The organism is Nostocoides sp., assembly GCF_037045025.1.
Taxonomy (GTDB): domain Bacteria; phylum Actinomycetota; class Actinomycetes; order Actinomycetales; family Dermatophilaceae; genus Nostocoides_A.
This window is the reverse complement of the sequence record NZ_JBAOHM010000010.1, coordinates 1-23,882: the sequence shown is the minus strand read 5'-3', so window position 1 is coordinate 23,882 and position 23,882 is coordinate 1. Positions and strand designations below refer to the sequence as shown.

The window sequence follows — 23,882 nt, the reverse complement described above, 5'->3', positions numbered from 1 at the left end:
CCGCCGAATCCGGTTGATGCTCAACCGCGTTCGGTAACTGTGGTGTTGGGGTGACGTGCGGCCGTGGAGCCCTTCACGAACTTGCCGGTGATGGCACTGCGGTGATGGGTTCCGCTGCTGCGGTTGGAGCCCCGTTCGGTGACCGTGGTCTTGGGGTTGCGCGCCGCGGTGGACGCCTTGACGTAGCGACCGGTGGTCGCGCTGCGGTGATGTCCCTTGGCCATTGTCTTGTCCTTTCGGTTTGTCCGGCCCGGTGTTGAGCCGGATACCGGTCTATAAGTGCGCTCGTCGGCTCGACCCCTGAATTTCTCGGAATCGTCGTGCCCCTGGCCGCTCTCGGCGGCGCGGCGGGCCAGGGCGTCGCCTTCGGCGGCGGTCACCGACCGGCGGGCTACTCGCCCGGTGCGGGTGCCCAACGAGCTGGCGTTGATGAGTGCGGTGAGGTGCTTGATGGTGGTCACGACGTCCTCTTTCGGTTTCGGAGTTGGCGGAGTTGGTGGCCGAGGAGGTTCTCCACGCTCTTGGCGTCGCGCAACCCCAGCTTGTCGGCGATCTCCCGCTGGGTGAAGCCGTGTTCCTGCAGGAACAGTGCTCGGCGCGCCCGGTCGGTGGTCAGCAGCGCCATCGCTTCGGCCACCGTGTCGTTGGCGACGATGGTCTCCTCGATGCCCTTGATGACGTCGAACCGGTCTTCGGGGAGTTCGTCCGTCGGCGTGGTGGCCTCCCGGATGCGCTCCTTCTCGGCCCGCAGTGCGCTGCGGTAGATGTTGGCGAACTGATAGAGGCACTGGCCGATGAAGAAGGTGCCCAGTGACGCCCCACCCGAGGATTGCCAGCGGTGGGTCTTGAGCACCTTGTCGCGGAAGTAGATCAGGGCGGCGACCACGGTGTCGGTGGCGATGTCGTCGATGGTCTGGTCGTCGGGCCAGCCCTCGATGCGGCCCAGACCGTAGCCGGTCAGCGCCTTGGCCTTGCCGTAGATGGTGCCGTGGCGGATCCAGGCGCGCAGCACGCCGAGGCCGTAGCGGGTCAGCTCGCGGGAGAACCGCTCCCACAGCCGGCCGGTGAACTGCTCCAACTGCAGCGTCAGCAGCAGTTCCTCATCGGCTTGAAGGCGCCGGAGTCGTTCCAGTTCGTCGGCAAGTTCGGCGGCCAGGTCAGGGTCATCGAGCCAGGTGCCGACCAAGCCCTCGTCGACGCCCTGGATGTCGCCCTGGTTGTCCGGTTGTAAGCGCGCGGCATCAACGGGCGGGCCGGGACGGCGTGCCGGTCGATCCATGGCTACATCTCCAGGAGGCGAGAAAGAGACAACCGATCCCTACGGTTGTCGCTTCCTCTTAAGTCCGCGCGTACCGCGAACCCCTGAAACCTGGAGAAAGTTTTTTCCAGGCAAGCGGTAGCGGGCCGTGCTGTCACCATTGTCCCAGGTCGAGCCGACAATCCCCCGCATACACAAGAGGGCTGGTGACGGCCCCTGGGTCCGCGAGTGGTCCCAGTTGGCGGGCCGCTGGACCGCCAATGTGCGGCGCTCCCCTCGCGTGATGAGGTCGGTTCGCCCGTGTCCGGCATGAAAGAGCCCCCGCGGGTGAATCGACAGAAGCGTGAGGCGCGGGTGGGGGGCCCCAATGAAAAACCCCGGCCGCGTCATGGCTCCAGGCCAGAGAGGCGGTGTCCGGGGACTTCTGCCAGTTATGTTACCTCGGACCACGAAAAGGAGTCCAGTGGTAGAAACCCCCCAGCAAGCAGAAGCGCGTCGCGCCGCTGCGCTCGATCGAGCCATATCGACCCCGCGCTACGCGTCCTATCTGAACGCCGCCGGCCAAGACGCCGACCGTGCCCGCAAGCTCTACGTCTGGGACCGTGACCTTTCGACAGCCGTCCTCGCGGACCTGGCCATCGTCGAAGTGGCGTTACGCAACGCCCTACACAACGCGTTGACCAGCACCTATGGACCCGAGTGGTACCAGAACATCGCCCTCGATGACCGCTCGATGAAGCAGGTCGAACGAGCGTGGGGCTACCTCCGTAATCCTCGGCAAGGCCACCCATCGACACCTGGACGAGTGATTGCGCAGTGCACCTTCGGAATGTGGGTCAACCTTCTCGATGCCGGCGGCTACGCCGGCCGGGAGCCCCGCCGCGTCCACGCCGACTACGAGCAGCTATGGCGATCGACGCTGCGCTCCGCATTCCCCGGCGGCCGCATCGAAGCACGAAACGACCCGAGCCCCCATGCGAGCTTCACCAGGACGTGGGTTCACTCCGTCGCCAAGACCGTCAACGTCCTACGCAACCGGGTCGCCCACCACGAACCCCTGCACAACGGATTCCCGTTGCCTGGCCAACGGTCGGGTCAACAGCAGCCGAACCGTCTCACCGCCGCCGAGGGCGTCGAGGCCTACATGAAGCTCACTCGCATGATCGACCGCAACCTCGCAGAGTGGATCGTCAACAACACCAAGGTCACCACCCTGCTGGCCACACGTCCGTGAGTCTCCCCTGGGGCAACACCACCGCAGGTTCCGAGACCACAGCACATGCATACATACATGCTTTCTTACATGTAAGTATGCATGTAGACATGTTTGCATGCAGATTGATAGACTTCCTGTCATGACCGTTTCGGCAGATAAGCAGTGCGAAATCCTGGCCGTGGCGCTGCAGAAGGGTGGCGTCGGCAAGACCACCACCACGATCAACCTCGGCGCGAACCTGGCCGCGATGGGTCTGCGCATCCTCGTGATCGACATGGATCAGCAGGCGCACAGCACCAAGGGGTTGGGCATCGAACTCGACGCCGAGGACGCGTCCATGTACGAGGTTCTGCACCCGGACCGGGCGATGCGCGTCCCGCTGGCCAAGGTCATCGTTCCGACGCAGTTCGGTATCGACGTCGCGCCCGGTCATCTCGCGCTCAAGGAGCTCGAGCGAACCGGGCTCGGATCGGGCGGCCAGTTGCGGCTAGCGCGCCAGCTCGACGACATCGAGGGCTACGACTTCGTGCTCCTGGATTGCCCGCCGGCATTGGGGGAGCTGACCACCGCGGCGCTCGCGGCGGCCGACTACGTGTTGGCCGTCCTCAAGGCCGGCCCCGACGAGGTTGACGGCCTGGTGGAGCTGGGCAACTCGATCCTCGACGTTCAAGAGACGCTCAACCCAGACGTGGAGATCCGGTACGTGCTGCTGGCCGACTTCGACGGCAACCCGAAGGCGAGCAAGGACGTACGTCGTCAACTGCGTGCCGACTGGGGGGAGTGGTCTGACGGCGGGGCCTATCTGGGCGAGATCCCGCACACGGTGCGGGTGGTGGAGGCCAAGGGCAAACGCGTGCCGGTCAATGTGCACGCCCCGACCAGCACGGCGGCGGTGGCCTACCGCGAGGTCGCAGAGCGTATCGCGGCAAGGCGGCACGCAGCATGAACGCCGCATCCAAACCCGCCGGATTGCAGGTCGGCTCCACCCGGCCGTTGTCGCGCGCAGAGCGACGCGCCCAAGCCGCACGGGTCACCGCCGACGAAACCGCGCCGGCCGCGCCGGAGCCGCAGAACACCGATATCCCGCCCGCGCCCGTGGCGACGCCACCCGATGGTGAGCAGGAGGCCCGGCAGGCCGAGCCGGTTCGGTTGAAAGCCCGTCTCCGCAAGGTGAAGAGTCCGTTCGCCACACAGCTGCACGCGGGAACCCTCGCGCGGCTCGAATGGATCAAGGCCCGCGGATACGTCATCACCGACACCGTCGACGAGGCCATCAACCGCTACCTCGACAACGCCGGCATTCCAAAGCCGGACCGCAACGACCGCATGCCTTGAGGGCGGGCGCGCGCCGCCCCCCTCTAAGGGCTGACGCAAAGTTGTCTTGATTCTCTCGTTCGACGACGCTCCAGCTCATCCGCTGAGGCCCGCCCCCGCGCGGGAACGTGCTTCAGCCTGCGTTTTTCTTGTTGTGATCTGACCGTAACCACACGAGTTGTCGGGATTCCGGCCCCCAAGGGGTCATTAGAGGCCGTGACACCAACCCCTGACAACCCGTTTCTCGCGGTGCCGTGCATTCGGCAATCGGCCGCTGCACCCCGCAGGTCTATACCTGCTCAGGCGAGACCTAGAACTGCCGCCACGCCACACGACGGAAACCAGCTCTAGGGCCGGTACTTCCCGTGTACCGGAACCACGACGAGAAAGGTGCGGCCAGTGCCCTGTAAAGCACGCTGTGCCAGCGCACAAGAAGAGAGCGGGACGACAGCCAGCTCCAGGAGCCATCTCCTGACCACCGAACCAGGAGACGCCCAATGAGCGAATCCATCCTGATCGCAGTGGCGATCATCGTCGTGGCCATCACGGTGCTGGGTCTGGCGATCTGCGTGCTCGCCGGCTACCTGGCCCGCATTCCCGACTGCAAGGTCACCATCGGCGAAGTCGGCCGAGCGATCGGCGCCATCGTCGGCGTGGGCATCGAAGCGGTAGCCACGATCATCACGTCCGCGCGACGACCGTGAGCGCCCACCGCCGCATACGGGGAGGGGAGCGGGCTTCCTCGGCCTCGATTGTGGCGAAACGGTGGGTGGTGGTCGTCAAGGCCGGTAACCGCCGCTGCGCGGTCGACCTGCGGTCGAGCCTGGACAGCCGCCACCCACCGCGCAAACGGGCCAGTACGAGGAAGCCGGGCGGGGAACGTGCTGGCCAGGCTCCGGGGGCGAGCTACTCGGACGGGGGCACCCCGGCACGGTCCAAGAACTCGTTGAGCGCCGCATCCACGATGTCGGTGACCGCGTACCCGCGGTCCTTCAACACCTCCACGCGCTGCTGGGTGCCTGGCCGCACATAGGTGTTCAACGGCACCTTCTGCTGTCGCTTACGCAAGGGCAGCGCGCTACCGCCAGCGTCGGGCGCACCGCCGTCGAGCGCATCCCCAGCCGAATCGGGCATGCATGCATCCTACATGCACGTCTAAAAGTAGTTTACATGCAAGTTGCTTGCATGTATGCACGCACGCTCTTACAGTGGTGGCATGGATACCCTCGGCACGGTCCAAGACGACGTGAGTGCGGTCCGGGACTTCGCGTCCCAGGTCCGTGCGCTGTGCGCGCAGCTGACAGCCAATCCGTTCAACACCCCCGCCGCAGAAAAGCTCCTCGATCTGCTCCTGGAAGACGCCCCGGCAGTGGATCTCGCCTTCCAACGGGTGTTGCGGTCGGTGATCTACGAGCCCGCATCGACCGGCGCCCCGATCCTGGACATGCTCGGCGGCCCACGCTGTACCGCGCTGGTCGTCGGCGCGGCGGCCTAAAGTCGGCCCTGATGAGCACACCCTCGCCGCCGCCGAAGCCAGGCTCCACCGAGCACTGGCAGGCATGGCTGCAGCGGTACGGCGGTGACTACACCGATGACGCCGAGCGCCGCGCCGCCTACCGGGACTTCACGACGAACCTGGACACCATCCAAGCCGTCTTCTCCCAGTCCGATGACATGCACGTCGCCGGCTACCTCGAAGCCCACGAACGGGTGGCCAGCGGCGACGCAGACAGCCCCGACGCCGCCGAGACATGGGTTCCAGGCCATCTCACCGGCCACGCGCGGGCGGACTGGCTCGAAGGCTTCCGCTCCCACTTCGAGCCGTAGGCCCGGTCTGGGGCTGGCTCGTTCAGCGCTGGACCGGCCACACCACGTGGTGCTGCGCGCGAGGCGGGCTGTGGTCGAAGACAGCTTCAGCCATCAACTGTGCGCTCCTGCTGGCGATCATCTCGGTCAGGTCGTACTGCACTTCGCTGCAGGCCTCATCGAGCAGAACCTGTTGCGCCGAGGCGATCATCGTGGACTCGTCCGCGCCGCTGACTTGTGATCGGGCCGTCCAGTCGCTCATCCGGTCGTTGATCGCGTCCAACTCTGAGAGCACCAGGCACGCCGCCTCGCTGGCGTACTCCTCGATGAACGCCGCCCGCGCTTCGGCCGGCCACCAGACCGGGATCGGCAGCTGGGCCGCGTACACCGTCGCGATGGCCGCCTCCAGTTCCAGTGAGTCGATCACCACTCGAACGGTAGCCGTGTGAAAGGAGGGACGGGATGTGCGCGTGTCGGTACCAGGTACATGGACCTTTTTGCGTAAGGATCAGGGCCATGGCCCAACCGCACAAAGGTCCGCGTGAGCAGATCAAGGTTCGCGCTGACGCATCCGTCTACGCCCGGCTTCGTGAAATGGCCGCCGAACGCGGCACAAGCGTCAGCCAGCTTTCGGCCGACCTGCTCGCTATCGCGGTCGGGCGGCCCGAGGCTGTTCGCGAACTCGACAAGGAGGTTCTGCCGCTGGCGATGTGATTCACCCGCCAAAGGCCTCAGACCTTGCTGGACGAGCTAGGGGGTCTTGGCATACGTGACATCTGAATAGCTGGTGTGCGGATTACCCCGCTGACATGACGAAGGCCCCGCGTTAGCGGGGCCCCTGTCGGGGGTTCGAACCGAGTTGGCGCTCGGTTCCGGGTCCGCACCCGATATCCCCGAAGGGACTTTGCTTGATAGGCAAGTCTCACGGTAGCGCACGCCTCGAAGCTGCACCAGATTCGGCGCGCGATCGGTGCGCAAACCGTGACCTTTTGAACGCCCGCGTACGTCGGGCGGACAGTGCTTGGCCGACGCCGCTCGGCGCTGCTGTAGCCCCTGCTGCTCCCAGCCCTCATGTGGTGCGGGCACTGGCGCATGAGCGTCGCCGTGAGTGGGTGACGCGCGCGGGCTCTTGCGCACCGTCTGCGCCGATGTGGACCAGTCGCGCGGGCTGGCTCGACGGGTTGTCGCGGTGGGTGCACTCCCCGGCGTTCGGCGCGCTGTGCGCTGAGGCGCGGGTGTCGATCACCACGGCCACGTTGTTGTCGATCGCCGCTGTGATGGCCGAGCACGCCGATCACGGCACCGGCCGCCACGTCGCGGTCACCCGCGCGACAATCGCCGACAGGGTGGGGTGTGACGTGCGCACCGTGACCGCCGCGTGGCGCGTGCTGAGGGTCTCCAGATGGGCCGTGGAGGCGCAGCGGGGCCACGGTTCGACAAGCACTCCCAGCGTCGGCCGCAGACCCTCGGTGTACCACCTGGTGCCGCGTCGCGAAGTACGTCCAGTGACGCCACCGCTTGTGCATGATTTCCACCTACCGCCGTCAGGCGGTGTTGGTTGTTCTTCTCCCGTAGGGAATTACTCACCAAGCGGGCGCGCGAGCGCGCCCGCCATCCGAAGCTGCGACAAAACGCGACAAGCACGGCCGCGGCGCGCTACCGCGCGACCGCTGGCCACCCAGAAACTGGCCGCTGGACTGGTCGCGCTCACCCACGGTCTCGACCGCGCCCACATCGGTGCCATCTGCGATGCACTCACCAGCGTCGGCATCGACCCCGCGGTGTGGTCCGCGCGTGCGGTCAACGACGCCCTCAACGCCGACATGCGCGCCCGAGGAACGACCTGGCCCGACCACATCGCCAACCCCGGCGCGTTCCTCGCCAGCCGGTTGCGACGGCTGTCCTGGACATCCCCCGACACGGCCCCGACAAAGGCCGGCAGCATCGACCAGACGCCGCGCCCAGTGGTGCTCACCGACGCAGCGCGAGCCCGGATCACCGCCGCCCGAGAAGAGATCCGCCGAGTGCTCACCGAGCGCGCCCAACTCAGCCGTGAGGACCAGACCAGCAGCACGCCCGCCGCGTCGTCGCGGCGCGACATCCGGCTGGCGGTCCAGACACGGCACGGCGGCGCGATGAACCGACTCGCAGCAGACCACCGCGCCGTCCGCGGAGACGCGATGGAGCGCGCACCGTTGAACGTTCCGGTTCGACGACGCACCTAGTGGTTGCGAACCGGCGCGCTGACGTTGCGGCCAGACGCGACTCTCAGCACCCGCACCAGCGCCCTCTTCGTCGCTTCTCACTCACGTCTTCCGCACTGCCTCCCGCTTCTCTCCCCACCCTCTCGCTGTTCCATCTTCGCCCGCTCATCGCATCTCCGCTGCGCTCTCACAACCCACCCCTGACCCTCAGTACTGCTCTACCACCGTAACGATATGGCACATTTGCACAATGTGTGCGAGGCTGGGCGGGAGCGCGCCGTGGGCGCGCTCCCGCGAGGTCGGTGGTGGTCGCGTTGGCGGGAGGCGTGAGGGTTCGGTGTTGACGATCGCCAAGCTCGGGGCGTGGTCGGTGGCGTACTACGTCGACACCGCGCGTTCGGCGGCCGCGGCGGCACTCGAATCGCGGGCTGCCGGTGGGGGTTTGGGCGAGTACTACAGCGAGTCCGAGACGCGGCTTCCGGTGTGGTTTTCCGCCGGCCGGGACACGACCGCGGCGAGGGGTTTGACGGGCGCCGGCCGCGCCGGTGAGAACGCCGATTTGGACGCCGTGACGCGTTGGTTGGACGACGGGGAATCGCCGTGCGGAGCCAGTGGTCGGGCGTTCCAAAAGCGGGCCGGTGTGCACGGCTATGACTTGACGTTCTGTGCCCCGAAAAGCGTGTCGTTGATGCGTGGTTTGGGCAACGACGTGACCGTTAAAGCGGTCGCGGATGCGCACGCCTTCGCGATCACCGAGGCGATGGAGTATCTGGCCGAACACGGGGGCTACACCCGTGTGCACAATCCGCGCACGGGTGAGAAGGATCTGGTGCGGTTGCCGGGGATCGTGGCGGCGGGTTTTCAGCACGAAACCTCGCGGGCCGGGGACCCGCATCTGCACACCCACGTGTTGGTCCCGAACCGGCAGGCCCGCGCGGATGGGCGGCTGGTGTCTCTGGACGGCACGAGTCTCTATCACGAAGCGAAGGCCGCCGGGATCATCTATCAGGCCACACTGCGGCGGGAGCTGACGCGTTCGATCGGCGTGGAGTGGAACGACGTCGATCCGCACACCGGGATGGCCGACATCGCCGGGGCCGATCGCGGGGATCTGCGGTCGTGGTCGACACGCTCCACACAGCTGCGCGAGTGGGCCAGCGGGCATCTGCGGGTGGAGTGCGACGAGCTTTCGGCTGCGCAGCTGGCGACCGCGCAGAAGGCCACACGGCCACGGAAACCCGAAGGTGTCGCATGGGCGTCGCTGCGTGTCGCATGGGCCGATGACACCCGCACATTTCGGGTCGACGAGACCGTCCAGCAGGCTGCGCGAGATGCGCGTCGGGCTGCCGGTGTGGACTACGCGGAGGTGGTGCGTCGCGCGGTGTCGCACGGCCTGAGAAAGGCGGCGTTCACACGCGCGGATCTCATCGAGGCGATCGGCGCGCGGATGCCGGTCGACGACGCCGATGGACCGTCGCCACGAGAGGTCATCGAGCGCCTCGCCGATGGTGTGGCACTGCGCATCGGAGACGAGCGGGCCGCCCACCAACGGGAGGGGTCGATCCGCTACACCGCCGCCGATCTGGTCGCCGAAGAACGCGCCATCATCGAGGTGATGGGCCGCCGCCACAGCGCCGCGGTTCTGCCGTCTGTGGACACCGCTGGGCTGTCGCCGGATCAGGCCCGCGCCGTCACAGCCATCGCGACCTCAGAACGGCTCGTACAGCCCCTCAGCGCCCCCGCAGGGGCCGGAAAAACCCACTCACTGCGAGCGCTGCGCGCCGCCGCACACGACGCCGGGAAACGCGTTCTGGTGGCCGCTCCCACCGGGCGTGCGGTCGACGTGGCGGTGCGCGAGCAGGCGGGCGATCACGGGGCCACCCTGGACGCGTTGTTGGGCCGCCTCGAGCGCGGCCAAGAGGTCCTCGACGCCGACACCGTGGTCGTCGTCGACGAGGCCGGCATGGTCGGCACCCAACACCTGCGCCGGTTGCTGGAGAGGGCCACCGCCGCCGGAACGAAGGTCGTGTTGGTCGGTGACGAGCACCAGCTCGCACCGGTCGCGCAACGCGGCGGCACCTTCGCCCAACTGGTCACCGATCTGCCGTGGGCGCAACGCCTGTCGCAGGTGTGGCGGATGCACGACCACGACGAGCGCAACGCCTCACTGGCGGTCCGCGACGGTGGGCCGGCGGCGTTGCGCCGCGCGGTGGGCTGGTACCGCCGCCACGATCGGCTGCACATCGGGGATCAGGTCACCATGGCCGATGACGCCGTAGCGGCCTGGACGGCCGACGTCGCCGCCGGCCGTGACGGTCTGCTCATCGCCGATCGGTGGGAGATGGCCGATGCCCTCAACATCCGCATCCACTCCGAACGGATCAGCGACGATGCGCCCACCGTGGCCGCCGCGCGCGGGCACCGCGTCGCGGCCGGCGACGTGGTGATCACCCGCCAGAACACCACCGACATCCCCACCCGCACCGACCGTGGTGCCGACGCCGATCCGATTCGCAACGGCCAACGCTGGGAGGTCCTCGCCGTCGACCCCGACGCGGGGCGGATCGCGGCGCGGCGTCTCGACGACAGGGCGGTCGCGGTCCTATCCGGGGACTACCTGCGCCAGTACACCCATCTGGGGTACGCGGTGACCGTGCACGCCGCCCAGGGCGTCACCGCCGACACCTGCCACACCCTGCTCTCGGCCGAGGCCGCGACCCGCTCGATCGCCTACGTCGGTCTGACCCGCGGCCGGCACACCAACACCGTGCGCCTCTACGACACCCGAGCCGGGGAAGCCGACCACGAACACGCCGACCCCATCGCCACGGGTGTCCACACCGCACGCCGCGGCACCCCGGCGCAGGCCGCGACCGCACTGCGCAGCGTCCTGGGCCGCGACGACCGCGCCGCCACCATCACCGCCGCCGCGGCCGACGAGGACCGACTTCCCGACCAGGTGGCCGACCTGCGCCGCCACCACCGCACCGTGACCGCGCGGCTGCGCCGCGAGCACCGCATCGACCGCCACGCCGCCCACGACCGCAGCGCGCACGCCTCGGACCGGGCGCTCGTCGAGGTCCTGGCCGCCACCCACCGCTACGGCACCCCCCTGCCCTCCTCGCAGCAGCGCAGCGACCCGGTGGCCGTGGCGCTCTCGGCTCCCTACGTCGTGACCACACTGGCCGCCGACCGCTACACCCCCGACCTCGCCGACACCGTGCGCCAGGCCGCCGCCGGCACCGACCGGCGCTACGTCCAGATCGCCGCCGCACCCTCCCGTCCCGACCAACGTCGCCTCGACCAGTTCGCCGAACGCCTGACCGCCCATCCCCCATCGCCGAGGGAGGTCGTCGTCGTCGAGGACGCCGCGGCCGCCGACCCGGCGCATCTCGCGGCGGTGGCCACCGCCCTGGTCCCCGCCCGCGGCCGGCTCCTGCTCATCGACAGCGGCGAGCCCGGCCCCGGCCGCCGGCTCCTCGACGGACTCGCCCTACCCTGGTCTGAAAACGCCCGCCCCACACCGGATGTCGCCGACCCCGCACTAGCGGCACTCGCGGACAGTCACCGCGCCGCCGCCGATCGCAGCTGGCGCATCCTCAACCCACCCCACCGCGACCGTGGACGAGAACGAACCAGAGACCAGGGATACGGCCTCGAACTCGACTGAGGCGGCGGCGGTCAGCCTGCGTCCAGTCGCCACCATGCGCCGGCCTCGCGGCAGCGCGCCACGGCCTGAGGATCGACCGCCTCGATATCGCGGAGAACCGCTTCGCATTCGTCGACCGGACAGCCGAACTGCGCAAGCTCTCTCAACCACATCAGCAGAGGCCGCTCGCTGTCTTCCGAAGTGGGCCACGTCGCCCATATCCGGCCGTAGGTGGCGGCCACGCTGTCTCGGAAAGCCACACGAATCGTGTCATGGGCGATGTCGAACAGTCCCTGGGCCTGCTCCGCGTACACGGCGAGCTGCGGTATCCCCAGATGGCTTTCGAGCACCGACGGTGCGGCGAATCCGAGTGCAGTGCGCCAATGCTGTTGCGCGGTAACAATATCGGAAGTCGGAGCGCTTGGGCGGATGAGGAGAAGATATCGGCCGCCCTCGAAGTAGTCGGCGTCTCGCCAATCGGGGTCGCGGCCCGGTACCCGGATCGGCGACGGTGCGCTCAGCGTCGCGCGATCCCACCTCGGTATCGGAGGGTTCAAAGATGCGTTCGCGCACACCATCTTCAGCGTTGCGCCGATCGTCTCCAGCCGTTCGGCGTACCCGAGCAGCGGATAGCTCGGTGGTGCCGAGCTATCGCCCCGGAGTCGATCCCCGGTACGCACGTGGAACTCCCGCGCCCACAGGGAGGCTTGGTAGATGGTGTTGGCCAACTCGGCGTGCCAGCGTTCCAGCTCGACCCTCCAGGCTGCGCCGTCCACGTCCTCTGGTGTCGTCACCGAGGAGCCTCGTAGTGGAGGTCCTCTTCGACGCTCACCAAGGCCCTGACGATCATGTCGGACAACTCAGTATCGCCGGAAAGAACTGCGCCATAACACATGTCGGGTAGCGGCAGCGGACGGGCCGCCCAGCCGCCGATGTGTTCGGCGGTACGCGCAACCAGCCAGTGCGCCCGGTAGACAGCCAGATCTTCGCTGTAATCGCGGGGATGGCCGGCCCCGCCGGTCATGAACGCGGGCCGGGTCATGGCAGTGGTGCCGTTGAAGATCTGGGCTTCCGCGTTGTACTTAGCCCATTGCTGCGTGGTGGGCTCGCGGTCACCGCCGCGAATCTCCCAGATGTGGCGCACCGCGTCGGGAATATCGACAGGCTGGGCCTGCGACGTTGCCGCACGGATCAGCGCCGCGGTCACCGCGGAGACGATCCGGTCCTGATAAATCGGGTCGGCGTCCATGATGCGCAGCAGCCGCGGGTACATCTCGGGCCACAGCAGCGCCAGCCGATGCGCGTGCATGTCGTCGAGCACCGGGGCGGGTACCTGGACACCGGGCTGCAGCAGCGGGTTGGTTTCCCGTGTGCATGCAGGCGGATGCTCGACCCCCGCGTCCCTCAGTGCGGGCGTCGGGAGCGTGCTCGCAGCGGCGACCAGTCGCCAGCCCCACTGGGCGCGCAGCTGGGCGTACTCGACGAGGATCTGGGCGGGATCGGCCCAACCGAACCACAACTGCCGGAAGTCGTTGTCTACCAGAGGATCTGTGGCCAACACCCGCACGGAGCGCGGAACGAACACGCCCGCCGGGATGTAACCGGCTCCGTCGTTGGTGGTGATCACGATCTCGGTGCCGCTCGGGGAGCGGAACACCCCGACCGCCCACCCCGTCATGGGGCTGCCCGCCAGGTAAGCGGCGTGCTGAAGCTTCGAGACCAACTCCCTGGCCGCCGCGGCGTCGGCGGACTCGCGGCGCTCCTGGGCGGCCGCGGTCTGGCCCGCAGCGACCACGCTGGCCGGGATCAGTGTCGGGCCGGCGGCCGCGCCCGCTGCGGCCGACGTGGGCGCCGCCGGGGCTGTGTTCGTCGAACCGACCGTGCCCGCGGGCACGGTCGCCGCAGGGGGTGGAATGGCTGCGGCTGGCGGTCCCATCGAACCGGGCGGCAGCATCATCGGCGCACCCCCACCGGCCCCCACACCTACACCGGTAGGTGCGGAGGCAGGGGCGGCGGGGGCCACCACACCGGGCTGCGCCGCGGCCGGCGACACACCCCCGCCGGGGGCGGCTGCGGCCGGTGCCGCATGCCCACCGGCCGACGGAGCCGGCGACGGGCTCGCCGGTGCCGGCGGCGGCGCAGGTGGTATCCCGCCGCCCATGCCCGCCGTCGCTGCTGCTCCCTGATTGAATGCCGACAACGGCGACGCGCCCCCCGCGTTCGATGCCGTAGGGAGGCCACCAGCATTCGGCAATCCGCTTCCCGCGCCGGGCATTTGGCCTACGCCGCTCAGAGGATTAGAGCCCGTCCCCGGCATGCCGCCGCTTCCCAGACCGCCGGGCATCTTCGGAATCCCGCCACCGGAACCCATCCCACCGCCACCACTGCCCAATCCGCTCATCGACGGCGCACCGCCGCCGAGCGGCGACGCCGCCGCCGGCCGCGGCGCAGGAGTCATCCCCGGCTGAGTGACCGGACTCGACGTCGCGAGTCCCTCATCGCCAACATCCGCTTTGCCCGTCCCCGCGTCGGCGCCAGGGGACACCCCCGGTTGCGTGACGGAGGTACCGGCTTTGTCTGTTGGTGCGTCTGCCACAGGCTCGGGTGCGTCGGCCCCGGCTTTCGGCTTCTCGGTATAGCGGCGAGGGTCTTCGTCCTGTTCGATACCGGGCGATGGGTTGTCGAGGGGCTGCGCGGGAGGTGCAGCGGGTACATCGCCCCACTTGGTCAAAAGGTCTAGCGCTCTGACGTTTTCGCTGCTCTTCTTGAACGAGGTGTGCGCGGCCATCGCGGCCGTAACGCCTGCCTCGGTCTGATACCTGGCCATGCCGTGATACTGAGCTACGAGCGCTTCGGCTTCGCCGGGCAGCTTCGCGGCGGCGATCTTGGGATCGGCCTCGCGGATCAGCTGCTCCTGACCGGCGCGCGTGTCACGCAACACGGTGGCGATGTCGGCGCACTTGTTGGCCACTTTGTCGTGCCACTCGGCGATCGTCTTGGCCTCCTCGGCCAACACCGCACCCGCCCGGTGCGCCTCGTCGAAGCCCCGAGAGTCAGCGGCATCTCGGAACGCTGCGTTGTCGGTGACGATCTTCTGGTGGATGCCGTCCCATGCCGTCGCGCTGGCCCGGTAGGCCTGCTCCTGGGCGTCCCAGTGCGAGGCGTCGGGCGGTTCCATGTCCGGTGTGACGATCAGCCGCCCATACGAACCGGCAGAACTCCCGACGGCCGCCATCAGCGCAACCCGCACTCAGACGTGAGGACATCCGTCAGATCGTTGCCGCGTTTTAGTTGGCGATCGGCGTCGTCCCAATGCCGCATGTTCAGCGCGTGGAGCATGTCGATGTTGGCCGACATCCACTCATGCAGCGGTATCGCCGTTGAAGCTGGTGTGGCGTCAGACAGCTGCGTACGCAGATACGAGACCGCAGCCACACCAGTGCGTTTCTCCGTGGCCAATGCGGCGAGACTCTTTGGGCTTGTCCAGCTCTGCTCCAGCGCCTCGGCGCTGGACTTGCTCGCCAACGCCGTCGACCGTGCGGCCCGATCCCACGCAGCACATGCCGTAGCCTTCGCGGCTTGCGTCTCGCTGCTGCTGTGAGCGGCTGGCGGGGGTGCAACCACGTTGACCGTGTGCTGAGCCGGGGCGATGGGGCGCACCAGCGCCAGGCCGCTGGTCACCGCTGCACCAGCGGCGATCACTAGCGCGGTCGCTGCGACGGCCACCCCGGTGCGGTGGGGCCGCCGATACCCCATCGTCATGAAACGACCGTATCGCGATCGACAGACATCCAGCCACAGCCACAGCCACATTCAAACCCGCGAGTTTCCGCAGCTCATGTCGCCTATAGGCAACATCGAGCAATTCAGCGAACGTCACGTGGTGTGTGTATAAAATGACGGTTTTAGACGCACTTAAGCATGGTGATCACCGATTGCGGCTGAGCAGCTCGCGCAGGCGCTTGGCTCCGCGGTCGGACACCGACTGCGACGACAAGGCATACGCAGCGGCCTGATCGGGAGTCAGTCGGCCGCCGCCGATGTGATCGCTCAGAAACCGTCGCACCTGCGCCTTTTCATCTGCCCCTGTCCAGCCGTTACGACCGCCGTAGAAGATGACGGAGTCAAGGTCTTTGCGGACATCATCGTCGACTTGGGACGTTGTGACCTGTCCGGTCAGCAGGTTGATTGCGGCCGCGCCAGCAGCCCATTCGGCTAAGGACGTGGAGCCCTCGACGACAGCAAGCGAATAGCCCCGAGCCAAGCCCATCGCGAAGTGCAACGACCGTTCGTCTGGCACGAACGTCAGTACCGGACCGCGATCGGGTCGGCTACGGCTCTGCGGTGTGGCGTGACCCCCCGCTCGGATGATCTCGTCGAGGTCGGCATAACCAAAGCTCGCCGCGTTCTGCGCGTTGCTCACCAGCAGCGGCGCTAGATCCTCCTCGCGACTGCGTTCCCAAATCCAGTCGGCGGCCAGGGTGATGGCTTCTTCCCACGGCCCGATCTTCGACGTCATCGGGGACCCACGCTGCGGCCCGCAGGTGAGTGGAGGGGTGCAAATCGTCGGCGGTCATCACGCGACTCCTGACTGGGAACTGAGTTTGGCCAGGTAGCGGTAGGCCGTCGCCCGGCTGATTCCGAACGCTTGGGCAAGTTCGGGTACGGGTTCGCCCGTGCCGGCGAGGCGGCGCAGCTGTTCTTGACGTTCAGGGGTCAGTTTGGCCGGCTTGGTAGCCGGCAGTTGGCGGGCTCGCCGGGAGTCGCGCGAGGCGGCGCGGCGCTCACGCCCCAGTTCGAGTTCGAGCTCAGCCAGCGTCGCCATGATGGTGGCCACCGCACGCCCTGTTGGTGTGCCGGTGTCCACACTTTCACGTAAGGCGCGCAACAGAATTCGGCGCTCACCCAAATCCGCGATGGTGCGGGTTACTTCCGCGACGGATCGACCCAGCCGATCGATGGCGGTGACCACCACAGTGTCGCCCTCGCGGGCGTAATGCAGCAGGGCCGCCAGGCCCGGCCGAACGGTGTTCACCGTACCCGACAGCTTGTCGGTAAAAATTCGGCCGGATTCGACGCCTTGGGCGGCGAGCGCGGCGAGCTGCGCATCGAGGTCCTGACCCAGCGTGCTGACCCGCGCGTACCCGAGAATCGCTGTCACACCGCTACCGTCTCATTGCCCTCCGACATCGAGGATGTGAGACACGCCGTGTGAGACAAGAAAGGAGACGCCGCGACCTGGCGTTATCCCACCGCAGCGTGGACCACGTAGGGCCGTCTCGTTTCTTTAGTAATGAGAAGCCGCTGGCGGGTATCGAGCCGAGGTTATCTGTGATGGTTCAGCAGCCAAGTTCGACGACGGCGGCGGCGATGATGTCAACGGCGGCGGGCACGGAGACGGCGAGATCTTTGGTGACCATGGGGATGGCATCGGATGAGCCGTGACCGCTGCGGGTCAGTTGGCACACCCTGTAGCCCTCGGTAAGGATCTGGTCGCGGGTGAGTTGTGCCATGCGGGGTTCGATGCGCTGCACGTAACTGTTCTCGTCGGCGACGGCAACGGGTGGGGTGGCGATGGCGGTCATGAGAAGACCCAGTGCGAGGACAGTTTTCATTGGATAGCCCCGATGGGTCGTGGGGACGGTTGCGGCGACGGGGAGGGTTTGGGGCGTCGCTGCGGGCGGTGGGGCCACCAGCTGGCTTCGCGTAGGAGTGTGGCGATGGCGGGCACGGTGAGGGTGCGTACGAGGAAGGTGTCGAGTAGGAGTCCGAAGCCGATGATGAGGCCGGCTTGAATCATGATGGCCACGGAGCCGACCATGAGGCCGAACATGCTGGCGGCGAAGATCAGGCCGGCGGAGGTGATGACGGCGCCGGTGTTGGCGACGGTGCGCAGCACTCCGACGCGGATGCTGGGTCCGGATTCCTCGCGTAGTCGGGAGACGAGCAGCATGTTGTAGTCGGCGCCGACGGCGACGAGGATGATGAAAGCCAATAGAGGCACGGGCCAAGCGATTTCATGTCCGAGTATCCATTGGAAGATCAGGACGCCGAATCCGATGGAGGCGAGGTAGTTGAGCAGGACGGTGCCGAGCAGGTAGATCGGTGCCAGTAGTGCTCGTAATAGCAGCACCAGGATGAGGCCGACGATGACGGTGGTGGCCAGGGCCAGTTGGGCGAAGTCTGCCCAGAGGAATCGTTGGATGTCGGAGTTGACGGCGGGGAAGCCGGCGACCGAGACGGTGGCCTCAGCCAGGGAGGTGTTGGGGCGCGCGGCGTTGGCGACGTCGGTGATCTGGTGGGCGAGGTCCATGGCCTCGACGCTGTAGGGGTCGTAGCTGGTTTCGATCATGAACCGTGCTGTTTTGCCGTCTGGTGAGAGGAATTGTTTCGCGACGTCGGTGAATTGGCGGTTCTCGAAGGCGTTGGCCGGCAGATAGAAACCGCTTGCTGAGTCGGAGTCCTGGGCGGCGCGTGCAGAGTTCTGGAGTTGGGTGGCGATCTGGCTCATCCCGGAGAGCATTTCGATGTTGCTGTCGGCCAGGGTGCGCACACCGGTGGCCAACGCTTGGGCTCCGGAGGCGAGTTGGCCGATCCCGTCTTGGAGGCGGCGCAGGTTGCCGGCCAGATCAGCGGGGTTTCCCAGCGCCCCGAAAGCGTTGTCCAGCGAGGTGACGGCGTTTTGGACGGTGGTGAGGGTGCCGGCGACGGTGGCATTGCTGGCGGGGTTGTAGCGGTCGCCGAGGTCGGCGATCTGGGTGAAGAATCCATTGTTGCGCAGGGTGATCAGGATCTGTACTTGATCGCGGATCTGGGCGCATTGGGGTGTGGTGGCACACCACGGCGAGGTGTTGAGAGCACCGACGAGCGGGTCCAAGGTGGTGATGGCGTGTTGCGCTTGGTCGGCCAGGGGGCGTAGGCCGGGGCCGGCTTGAATGGCCTGATCGACCGCAGGGGCGGTCGCTGAGAGTTGTTGCAGCAGCGGTCGGAACTGGTTGACCTGAGCGCCGGCGGATTGGGCTTGAGTGAGGATGCCCGCCAGGGGGGCTAAGGCGGTGCGCACGGTGGTGTCGAGTTGGGCCAGTCCGCCGGCGAGTTGATCGGCGCCGTCAGTGAGCTTGGTGAGGTCGTCTCGGCGAGCGTTGCCGTCGGCGACCGCGCCGGCCATCTTGTCTCCGATCTGACCGTTCTGCCAGGCCAGTTGCGCTTGATCGAGGCGCTCCCCGGTGGGGCGGGTGACGCCGGAGACTTTGGTGACACCGGGAACCTGGGAGACGCGGGAGGCCATTTCGTCGAGATCGGCCAGTCCCTTGCCGGTGCGCATGTCGGTGGGGTTCTCGACGACGAGGAATTCGGTGATGACGACGTCTTTGCGGAAGTGGCGGTCCAACAGTTGGTAGCCCTGGTTGCTGGCGGTGGTGGCGGGTTGGCCTTTGCGGTCGTCGTAGCTGATTTTGATGGTCGCGGCCACCGCGGACAGCGCGAGCAGGATGACGAGGCTGACGATCAGCAGTGGCACCGGGCGGCGCACCACCGCGACGGCGACACTGTTCCAATACCGGCGGGTGCGATCGGATTTGGGTTCACCGATACCGCGTTTAGCTGCCAGTGCCAGCACGGGCGGGAGCAGGGTGACGGTGGCCAGGAAACCGAACAGGACCGCGATGGCGCATGCGGGGCCTAGGGCAGCGAACACGCTCAAGCGGGCGAACACCATGGCCAGGAAGGCCAGGGCCACGGTGGCGGCGGAGGCCAGGATGACGCGGCCGATGCTGGCGGTGGCGTGAATGATGGCCTGCTCGGCCGGCACCTGTGCGCGGCGCTGCTCGTGGTAGCGGCTGATCAGGAACACGGTGTAGTCGGTGCCGGCGCCGAGCAGGATCGCGGTCATGAACGCGACGGTGAATTGTGAGACCGGCATGCCCATCTCGCCCAGCGCGGACAGGACGCCGCGCCCGACGGCCAGGCTCAGCCCGATGACCAGCAGCGGTAGCAGCGCGGTAAACACCGACCGGTAGACGATCAGCAGGATCAGCGCGATCATGGCGGCGGTGGCGATCGAGATCAACAGCAGATCATGCTCGGCGGCGGCGATCATGTCACTGAACGTCGCCGGCGGCCCGGTCACCTGCGCGGTGGTGGATGAACCGGCGAACACTTCTGCGGTGATGTCCCGCACCGCCTGGACGGATTCGGCGGCGGTGGGGTCACCTAGCGTGCCGCTCACTCCCACCGGCAGGTACCAGGATTGGCCGTCGGCGCTGAGGGCTTGGGTTCTGGTGACCGGATCGGCCAGCAGATCCTGCACCAACAGGACGTGCTCGCTGTCAGCGCGCAGTCGTTCCAGAAGGCGGTCGTAGCGCTGTTGGCTTGCCGGGGTCAGCCCGGCTGGGTCTTCCATGGCCACGAACAGCATGGTTTTCGACCCCTGCTCGTTGAAGGCGGTACTCAGCCGCTCCACCGTTTGCAGCGACGGGGCGTCGCGCGGAATCAAATCCACCGACTGCTGGCGCACCACCGTTTCCAGCTGCGGGAACAGCAGCGCCAAGACGATCGCGGCGCCGATCCACACACCGATGGTCAAGGCTTTGTGCCGCACAGTGAATCGTCCCAACGCTGCGAGCCGGGCGCTGTATTCGCGGCTGCGTGCGGGATCGGCGGGAGTCTCGCGCCGGGCAGCGCGGGCCGGTGTTACCGAGGAGCCTGCCGTGCGGTCGGTCACCAAACCCCCTAAACGATCAACGATACTATTGGTATCGCTACGCTACATTATGTAGCGAACATCGGATAGTCGATGGGGCCTGCGCGCGGTGGGGGCTTATCGGTTCACGATGTTGGCGTCGTCGCTTTCGGGGATGTCGTGTCGGACCACGCGGACACGCCCGTGCGGTAGACAGGCCATGTACCCGTGCCGCTTGCCGTACAGCTCCCACGCGGTGAACTGCTCGTCGGGATCAACGTCGATGCGGTGACCACGGGAGAAGCCCAGGTGCAACCCTCCGTCGTCACCGGACCAGGCCTGGGTGCACACTGCGCCGGCCAGGTTCAGCAGCGGGCGCTCGTAGACCGAGATCTGCAAGGGATTGATGAGGACTGCCTCGGCGGGAAAGCGATCTGCTGCGGGCAGAGTGAGCAGCAGGGGGCGCGAGATGACGACTTCGTTGTAGTCGTCCAGGTCGAGTACCAAGCCGTCGCGCACCGAAACCCGTTGCACGACACAATCTTCGATCCACTGGGTGTACATGGCGTTCTCCTTCGACGCATCATCGAGTCGCACCCCTAAGGGTACGGCAGGTATCGCTGCGATACTAGGAGTATCGTTACGGTTCCTCGGAGTGCGCGGCGGCGCTGTCGAGTAGCCGATGAACGGCCCGGTCGATGCGGTCACGGGTCTCCTCGGCGGACACCCGCCCGCTGATGAAGGCGAGCAGGTTGGCCAGCCAGATGTCGGAGATGAGGCCGGCGACAACCAGATGTGTCGGTGTCGGCTCGCCCGCGCTGAGGGTGCGGGCCAGCAGCGTGTGGATCGTTGCGGCGGCAGAATCAAGTTCCGCGGCGGCGCGGGTGTCGGCCGCGGCGAAAGCCCGGGTCATGGCGTCGGTCAGCAGCGGCTCGCGCTGCCACCGGTCGTGGAGGTGGCTGGTCAGTCGCTCCAATCGCTGCCGCGGTGTGCCGGCACCGGTTGTCCAGTTGCCGGCGACGTCGAGACGCTGAAATTCTCGACTCAGCGCCGCGACCAGCAGATGTGTTTTGGCCGGGAAATAGCGGTACAGCGTGCCCACGGCCATGCCGACGTGCTCGGCGACCGTCCGCATGTGCACCGCGTCGTACCCGCCGGTGGCAGCTATAGCCAGGGCGGCATCCATGATGGCCTCGCGACGACGGGCCGAGACGCGCGAACGTGGCACCCCGGCTGTGTGAACCTGATCGGCAACCGAATGCTCCTCGTCGAGCCCGGTAGGCGCGTCGCTCGCTCGGGCGCTGGTGACGGTCATGGTGTGTGATCGCCGCCGCGGCGCGAGAACTGCTCGAGGATCTCCCCGAAACCGCTGATATCGCCGTGGGCGGCGAAGTGTGCGGTATCAACCACGATGAATACGGCCGTCGCGGTGAACCGGGTGGCCCCTTCGCAGGTGCCGGTCGCCGCGACGTGCAGCGCCCGGCCCTCGCGGGCGCTGATGTGCGCGGTGATCCGGTGGGGCCGGTGCAGCGGCACTGGTTGCAGATACTCCACCGTCAGACTGCGCGTCACCGCAGGCGTGCCGGCGATCCACAGCGTGAAGCCCAGCACGTCATCGCAGGCGGCGGCGACGGCCCCACCGTGCGCCAGGCCGGGGGCTCCGATGTGGCGCTCGTCGAATGTGACATCGGCATACACCGAATCCGCACTGCGGTAGACCTCCACGTGCAGGCCGTGCGGATTGTCCGGGCCACACCCCATACAGGTCGGGGTATGAGAAGGCAGCCGTTCCGACGGCGCCGCACGATCTGACACGAAAACACTCCCGCTACTTCAAGTTTCGCTGCGATACTGGTAGTACCACAACTGCTAGACTTTCCGGTGCGACATCGCCTAAATCGACCGCCGAGGTGACCCGTGAGCGACAGCAATCAGCCCTCCCTGCCCGATGATGACGACATCGATCCGCGGCGGATCCGGTCACGGAATCGACTATTGGATGCTGCGGCAACACTGTTGAGCACCGGAGGGGTCGAGGCCGTCACCATCGATGCCGTCACCAAGGCATCCAAGGTGGCCCGTACCACTCTTTATCGGCATTTTCAGAGCTCGTCGCATCTGCTGGCTGCCACCTTCGAGCGGCTACTACCGCAGGTAAGCACACCAGCACCGACCAGCGGTTCCCTACGCGAACAGCTGATCGAGCTGCTCAGCCGCCAAGCCGCCCTGTTCAACGACGCCCCGCTGCACGTCACCACCCTGGCATGGCTCTCACTCGGCCCCACCGGCGCCAAAGAAGAGACCGACAACAGTCACGCATCCGGGGCGCTGCGGGCCCGCGTCGTCGACCAGTACCGCCAACCGTTCGACACGATCCTCACCAGCTCGAAAGCCCACACCGAACTCGGCAACATCGACCGCGACCTCGCGATCTGCCAACTCGTCGGACCCCTCGCATTCGCACGCATGACCGGCCTGCGCACCATCACGCGCGAGGACTGCACAACCCTCATCGACAACTTCCTCGCAACCCACCGCAGAGCCGCCACCCCCGCAGACGTAGGCGAAGTCGTCTGAACGGACCCAGAGCGACATCGCGGAGATGCGGTCGCTCTGAGCCATCCGAACATCTTTACTGCTCTGGATCATGATCGTGCACGGTTGGCGAACTGCGGCTAGCTCCCCGTGTTCGAGGAGGCGGCCTATCCTGCGAAGGTGACGGAAGAGAGCAGCGATACCGGGGTGGTGCAGGGCCGCTGCTCCCCCGCGCCGGTGCGTCAACGGCCCGACCTCGGTATCCCGGATGACCGCGATGAGCCGTCTGCCGAGGACGACTGGCCTGTTGATGATCTTGACGACTGGCCCTTCGATGATCCATCCGTTGACGTGGCGCGTCTCCGCGAAACGCTACGAGAAGCAGATGCCGACATCGCCGCCGGCCGCACGTTCGGCGAAGACGAGATCCGCGCCCGCTACGGCCTTCCCCCAAAATGAGGTCGAAGTGATGATTCACGTGGAAGCCGAGCCCGACCCGGATGACCTCGATGTCGGCTACGCCCAGCTGGCGTCGGCGACACCGCCAATGGTGAACGCCTAGCTGCGCGGGAACGGCTATGCGGGTCCGACGGCGAGCCTTAGAAAAGAACGCCCCGCCTGTTCAGATGAGCCGGGGATCGCCGTCTTCGTCGAGGATGATGTGCCGTTCGCCGCGCTGGAGTGCGTCGAGTGCGAGGTCTATCTCGTGGACGGCAAGATCGGTTATCCGGCTGGGGCCGAGGACGATGATCTCGTCAGCGTGTTCAGCACCGCCGCCGGCCGCCAGACCGACGTACTCCGCGTTGGGGGCGACGACGAACTGCAGATCCCAGCCGATAACGCCTCCCACCTCGCGCGCGCGTCGGTCGAGAGCTTGCACGTCGTCGGCGGTCAGCACGTGATGCCCCTCCCCCGCCATCAGGCGTTGTCGGCGGTTATGCGGCGCAGCGTGTTCAGCTCGTCGAGCAGCTGCTCATAGCGCTGAAGGGACATGACAACGGCGGCGGGCTTGCCGGCGGTGTCGGCCAGGACGACGTTGCCGCCACTGGTGGTCACCTGATTGAGCAGACGCTGATGCAGTTCGCGGACCGGGATCAGCTCACTGGGGACGGCTTGCGCGCCGCCGAGGGCTTCAACGGTGGTACGGATCATGGGATTTCGCCTTTCGGAAGTGGGTCGGTCTGGTGTCCCCTCGGCCCGTCTGTCGAGCCGAGGGGACA

At 67.1% G+C, this 23,882-nt stretch carries 27 protein-coding genes; 11 read left to right on the top strand and 16 right to left on the bottom strand.

Translation table 11 applies throughout. The annotated features are described in order from the left end of the window. Positions 1-20 precede the first annotated feature (20 nt). Both V9G19_RS10755 and V9G19_RS10750 read right to left on the bottom strand, forming a co-directional pair. Positions 21-461 (bottom strand): hypothetical protein, encoded by a 441-nt coding sequence (locus tag V9G19_RS10755; protein ID WP_012296229.1) that lies wholly within the window; start codon positions 459-461, stop codon positions 21-23. Next, positions 458-1,279 (bottom strand): RNA polymerase sigma factor, encoded by an 822-nt coding sequence (locus tag V9G19_RS10750; RefSeq protein WP_012296228.1) that lies wholly within the window; start codon positions 1,277-1,279, stop codon positions 458-460. Before V9G19_RS10750 ends, V9G19_RS10755 begins: the two co-directional genes overlap by 4 nt. 442 nt (positions 1,280-1,721) lie before the next feature. Here V9G19_RS10750 and V9G19_RS10745 point away from each other — a divergent pair, with 442 nt between their 5' ends. From V9G19_RS10745 to V9G19_RS10730, 4 genes are all read left to right on the top strand, one after another. Beyond that, the gene (locus V9G19_RS10745; protein WP_012296249.1) at positions 1,722-2,492 is read left to right on the top strand and encodes an Abi family protein; all 771 of its coding nucleotides are present in this window, start codon (positions 1,722-1,724) and stop codon (positions 2,490-2,492) included. A gap of 121 nt (positions 2,493-2,613) precedes the next feature. Further along, positions 2,614-3,420, top strand: coding sequence for a ParA family protein (locus tag V9G19_RS10740; protein WP_012296248.1), 807 nt, complete (start codon positions 2,614-2,616; stop codon positions 3,418-3,420). Continuing rightward, entirely contained in the window at positions 3,417-3,809 is a 393-nt protein-coding gene (locus tag V9G19_RS10735; RefSeq protein ID WP_012296247.1) for a hypothetical protein, read from the top strand. The genes V9G19_RS10740 and V9G19_RS10735 overlap by 4 nt, the downstream gene beginning before the upstream one ends. Before the next feature lie 476 nt (positions 3,810-4,285). Beyond that, positions 4,286-4,492 carry a hypothetical protein gene (locus tag V9G19_RS10730; RefSeq protein ID WP_012390408.1) on the top strand — a complete coding sequence of 69 codons (207 nt, stop codon included), beginning with the start codon at positions 4,286-4,288 and terminating at the stop codon, positions 4,490-4,492. 202 nt (positions 4,493-4,694) lie between these two features. Here the strand turns inward: V9G19_RS10730 and V9G19_RS10725 are convergent, their stop codons facing one another. After that, complete coding sequence (locus V9G19_RS10725) at positions 4,695-4,922, bottom strand: hypothetical protein (protein WP_012390409.1); 228 nt, start codon at positions 4,920-4,922, stop codon at positions 4,695-4,697. A gap of 82 nt (positions 4,923-5,004) precedes the next feature. On the opposite strand from V9G19_RS10725, the gene V9G19_RS10720 reads away from it, so the two are divergent. After that, the gene (locus tag V9G19_RS10720) at positions 5,005-5,283 is read left to right on the top strand and encodes a hypothetical protein (RefSeq protein WP_012390410.1); all 279 of its coding nucleotides are present in this window, start codon (positions 5,005-5,007) and stop codon (positions 5,281-5,283) included. 11 nt (positions 5,284-5,294) lie between these two features. Continuing rightward, a complete protein-coding gene (locus V9G19_RS10715) occupies positions 5,295-5,615 on the top strand; it encodes a hypothetical protein (protein ID WP_012390411.1) in 321 nt (106 codons plus the stop codon). A 22-nt stretch (positions 5,616-5,637) separates the two neighbouring features. Here the strand turns inward: V9G19_RS10715 and V9G19_RS10710 are convergent, their stop codons facing one another. Then, positions 5,638-6,021, bottom strand: coding sequence for a hypothetical protein (locus tag V9G19_RS10710; protein WP_012296245.1), 384 nt, complete (start codon positions 6,019-6,021; stop codon positions 5,638-5,640). A gap of 89 nt (positions 6,022-6,110) precedes the next feature. On the opposite strand from V9G19_RS10710, the gene V9G19_RS10705 reads away from it, so the two are divergent. The 3 genes from V9G19_RS10705 to mobF all read left to right on the top strand — a co-directional run bounded on the left by V9G19_RS10705 (position 6,111) and on the right by mobF (position 11,468). Then, a complete protein-coding gene (locus V9G19_RS10705; protein ID WP_036405108.1) occupies positions 6,111-6,308 on the top strand; it encodes a ribbon-helix-helix protein, CopG family in 198 nt (65 codons plus the stop codon). A 1,067-nt stretch (positions 6,309-7,375) separates the two neighbouring features. Then, a complete protein-coding gene (locus V9G19_RS10700) occupies positions 7,376-7,819 on the top strand; it encodes a hypothetical protein (protein ID WP_462285462.1) in 444 nt (147 codons plus the stop codon). Positions 7,820-8,138: 319 nt separating this feature from the next. Further along, the gene (gene mobF, locus V9G19_RS10695; protein ID WP_220098403.1) at positions 8,139-11,468 is read left to right on the top strand and encodes a MobF family relaxase; all 3,330 of its coding nucleotides are present in this window, start codon (positions 8,139-8,141) and stop codon (positions 11,466-11,468) included. Between the two features lie 11 nt (positions 11,469-11,479). Here the strand turns inward: mobF and V9G19_RS10690 are convergent, their stop codons facing one another. The 10 genes from V9G19_RS10690 to V9G19_RS10645 all read right to left on the bottom strand — a co-directional run bounded on the left by V9G19_RS10690 (position 11,480) and on the right by V9G19_RS10645 (position 21,888). Next, positions 11,480-12,241, bottom strand: coding sequence for a hypothetical protein (locus tag V9G19_RS10690; protein WP_462285461.1), 762 nt, complete (start codon positions 12,239-12,241; stop codon positions 11,480-11,482). Continuing rightward, a complete protein-coding gene (locus tag V9G19_RS10685) occupies positions 12,238-14,625 on the bottom strand; it encodes a hypothetical protein (protein WP_462285460.1) in 2,388 nt (795 codons plus the stop codon). The genes V9G19_RS10690 and V9G19_RS10685 overlap by 4 nt, the downstream gene beginning before the upstream one ends. A gap of 56 nt (positions 14,626-14,681) precedes the next feature. Continuing rightward, a complete protein-coding gene (locus tag V9G19_RS10680) occupies positions 14,682-15,209 on the bottom strand; it encodes a hypothetical protein (protein ID WP_012296240.1) in 528 nt (175 codons plus the stop codon). A 166-nt stretch (positions 15,210-15,375) separates the two neighbouring features. Then, positions 15,376-15,966 carry a hypothetical protein gene (locus V9G19_RS10675; protein ID WP_012296239.1) on the bottom strand — a complete coding sequence of 197 codons (591 nt, stop codon included), beginning with the start codon at positions 15,964-15,966 and terminating at the stop codon, positions 15,376-15,378. Between the two features lie 57 nt (positions 15,967-16,023). Next, a complete protein-coding gene (locus V9G19_RS10670; protein ID WP_012296238.1) occupies positions 16,024-16,608 on the bottom strand; it encodes a recombinase family protein in 585 nt (194 codons plus the stop codon). 178 nt (positions 16,609-16,786) lie between these two features. After that, positions 16,787-17,032, bottom strand: a complete 246-nt coding sequence (locus tag V9G19_RS10665) for a hypothetical protein (protein ID WP_193487827.1) — start codon at positions 17,030-17,032, stop codon at positions 16,787-16,789. 26 nt (positions 17,033-17,058) lie between these two features. Beyond that, positions 17,059-20,169 carry an MMPL/RND family transporter gene (locus tag V9G19_RS10660; RefSeq protein WP_193487828.1) on the bottom strand — a complete coding sequence of 1,037 codons (3,111 nt, stop codon included), beginning with the start codon at positions 20,167-20,169 and terminating at the stop codon, positions 17,059-17,061. A 96-nt stretch (positions 20,170-20,265) separates the two neighbouring features. Next, positions 20,266-20,691, bottom strand: coding sequence for a DUF6188 family protein (locus tag V9G19_RS10655; protein ID WP_069404066.1), 426 nt, complete (start codon positions 20,689-20,691; stop codon positions 20,266-20,268). Positions 20,692-20,767: 76 nt separating this feature from the next. Beyond that, the gene (locus tag V9G19_RS10650) at positions 20,768-21,442 is read right to left on the bottom strand and encodes a TetR family transcriptional regulator (protein ID WP_193487829.1); all 675 of its coding nucleotides are present in this window, start codon (positions 21,440-21,442) and stop codon (positions 20,768-20,770) included. Further along, positions 21,439-21,888, bottom strand: a complete 450-nt coding sequence (locus tag V9G19_RS10645; RefSeq protein ID WP_051562215.1) for a PaaI family thioesterase — start codon at positions 21,886-21,888, stop codon at positions 21,439-21,441. Before V9G19_RS10645 ends, V9G19_RS10650 begins: the two co-directional genes overlap by 4 nt. Positions 21,889-22,122: 234 nt before the next feature. Between V9G19_RS10645 and V9G19_RS10640 the strand changes: the two genes are divergently transcribed. Both V9G19_RS10640 and V9G19_RS10635 read left to right on the top strand, forming a co-directional pair. Then, positions 22,123-22,704: a TetR/AcrR family transcriptional regulator gene (locus tag V9G19_RS10640; protein WP_462285459.1), complete on the top strand. Its 582-nt coding sequence runs from the start codon at positions 22,123-22,125 to the stop codon at positions 22,702-22,704. Positions 22,705-22,812: 108 nt separating this feature from the next. Continuing rightward, positions 22,813-23,121: a hypothetical protein gene (locus V9G19_RS10635; protein WP_462285458.1), complete on the top strand. Its 309-nt coding sequence runs from the start codon at positions 22,813-22,815 to the stop codon at positions 23,119-23,121. A 163-nt stretch (positions 23,122-23,284) separates the two neighbouring features. On the opposite strand, the gene V9G19_RS10630 is transcribed toward V9G19_RS10635, so the two are convergent. Together V9G19_RS10630 and V9G19_RS10625 are read right to left on the bottom strand one after the other, a co-directional pair. Next, a complete protein-coding gene (locus V9G19_RS10630; protein WP_235738055.1) occupies positions 23,285-23,560 on the bottom strand; it encodes a hypothetical protein in 276 nt (91 codons plus the stop codon). 20 nt (positions 23,561-23,580) lie between these two features. After that, entirely contained in the window at positions 23,581-23,814 is a 234-nt protein-coding gene (locus tag V9G19_RS10625; RefSeq protein WP_193487832.1) for a hypothetical protein, read from the bottom strand. Positions 23,815-23,882 lie beyond the last annotated feature (68 nt).

Coding starts and splice junctions, on each gene's coding strand:
- V9G19_RS10750 (WP_012296228.1), bottom strand. CDS start 1,279: ATGGATCGACCGGCACGCCGTCCCGGCCCGCCCGTTGATGCCGCGCGC.
- V9G19_RS10740 (WP_012296248.1), top strand. CDS start 2,614: ATGACCGTTTCGGCAGATAAGCAGTGCGAAATCCTGGCCGTGGCGCTG.
- V9G19_RS10735 (WP_012296247.1), top strand. CDS start 3,417: ATGAACGCCGCATCCAAACCCGCCGGATTGCAGGTCGGCTCCACCCGG.
- V9G19_RS10730 (WP_012390408.1), top strand. CDS start 4,286: ATGAGCGAATCCATCCTGATCGCAGTGGCGATCATCGTCGTGGCCATC.
- V9G19_RS10725 (WP_012390409.1), bottom strand. CDS start 4,922: ATGCCCGATTCGGCTGGGGATGCGCTCGACGGCGGTGCGCCCGACGCT.
- V9G19_RS10720 (WP_012390410.1), top strand. CDS start 5,005: ATGGATACCCTCGGCACGGTCCAAGACGACGTGAGTGCGGTCCGGGAC.
- V9G19_RS10715 (WP_012390411.1), top strand. CDS start 5,295: ATGAGCACACCCTCGCCGCCGCCGAAGCCAGGCTCCACCGAGCACTGG.
- V9G19_RS10705 (WP_036405108.1), top strand. CDS start 6,111: ATGGCCCAACCGCACAAAGGTCCGCGTGAGCAGATCAAGGTTCGCGCT.
- V9G19_RS10685 (WP_462285460.1), bottom strand. CDS start 14,625: ATGGAACCGCCCGACGCCTCGCACTGGGACGCCCAGGAGCAGGCCTAC.
- V9G19_RS10680 (WP_012296240.1), bottom strand. CDS start 15,209: ATGACGATGGGGTATCGGCGGCCCCACCGCACCGGGGTGGCCGTCGCA.
- V9G19_RS10675 (WP_012296239.1), bottom strand. CDS start 15,966: ATGACGTCGAAGATCGGGCCGTGGGAAGAAGCCATCACCCTGGCCGCC.
- V9G19_RS10665 (WP_193487827.1), bottom strand. CDS start 17,032: ATGACCGCCATCGCCACCCCACCCGTTGCCGTCGCCGACGAGAACAGT.
- V9G19_RS10655 (WP_069404066.1), bottom strand. CDS start 20,691: ATGTACACCCAGTGGATCGAAGATTGTGTCGTGCAACGGGTTTCGGTG.
- V9G19_RS10650 (WP_193487829.1), bottom strand. CDS start 21,442: ATGACCGTCACCAGCGCCCGAGCGAGCGACGCGCCTACCGGGCTCGAC.
- V9G19_RS10645 (WP_051562215.1), bottom strand. CDS start 21,888: ATGGGGTGTGGCCCGGACAATCCGCACGGCCTGCACGTGGAGGTCTAC.
- V9G19_RS10625 (WP_193487832.1), bottom strand. CDS start 23,814: ATGATCCGTACCACCGTTGAAGCCCTCGGCGGCGCGCAAGCCGTCCCC.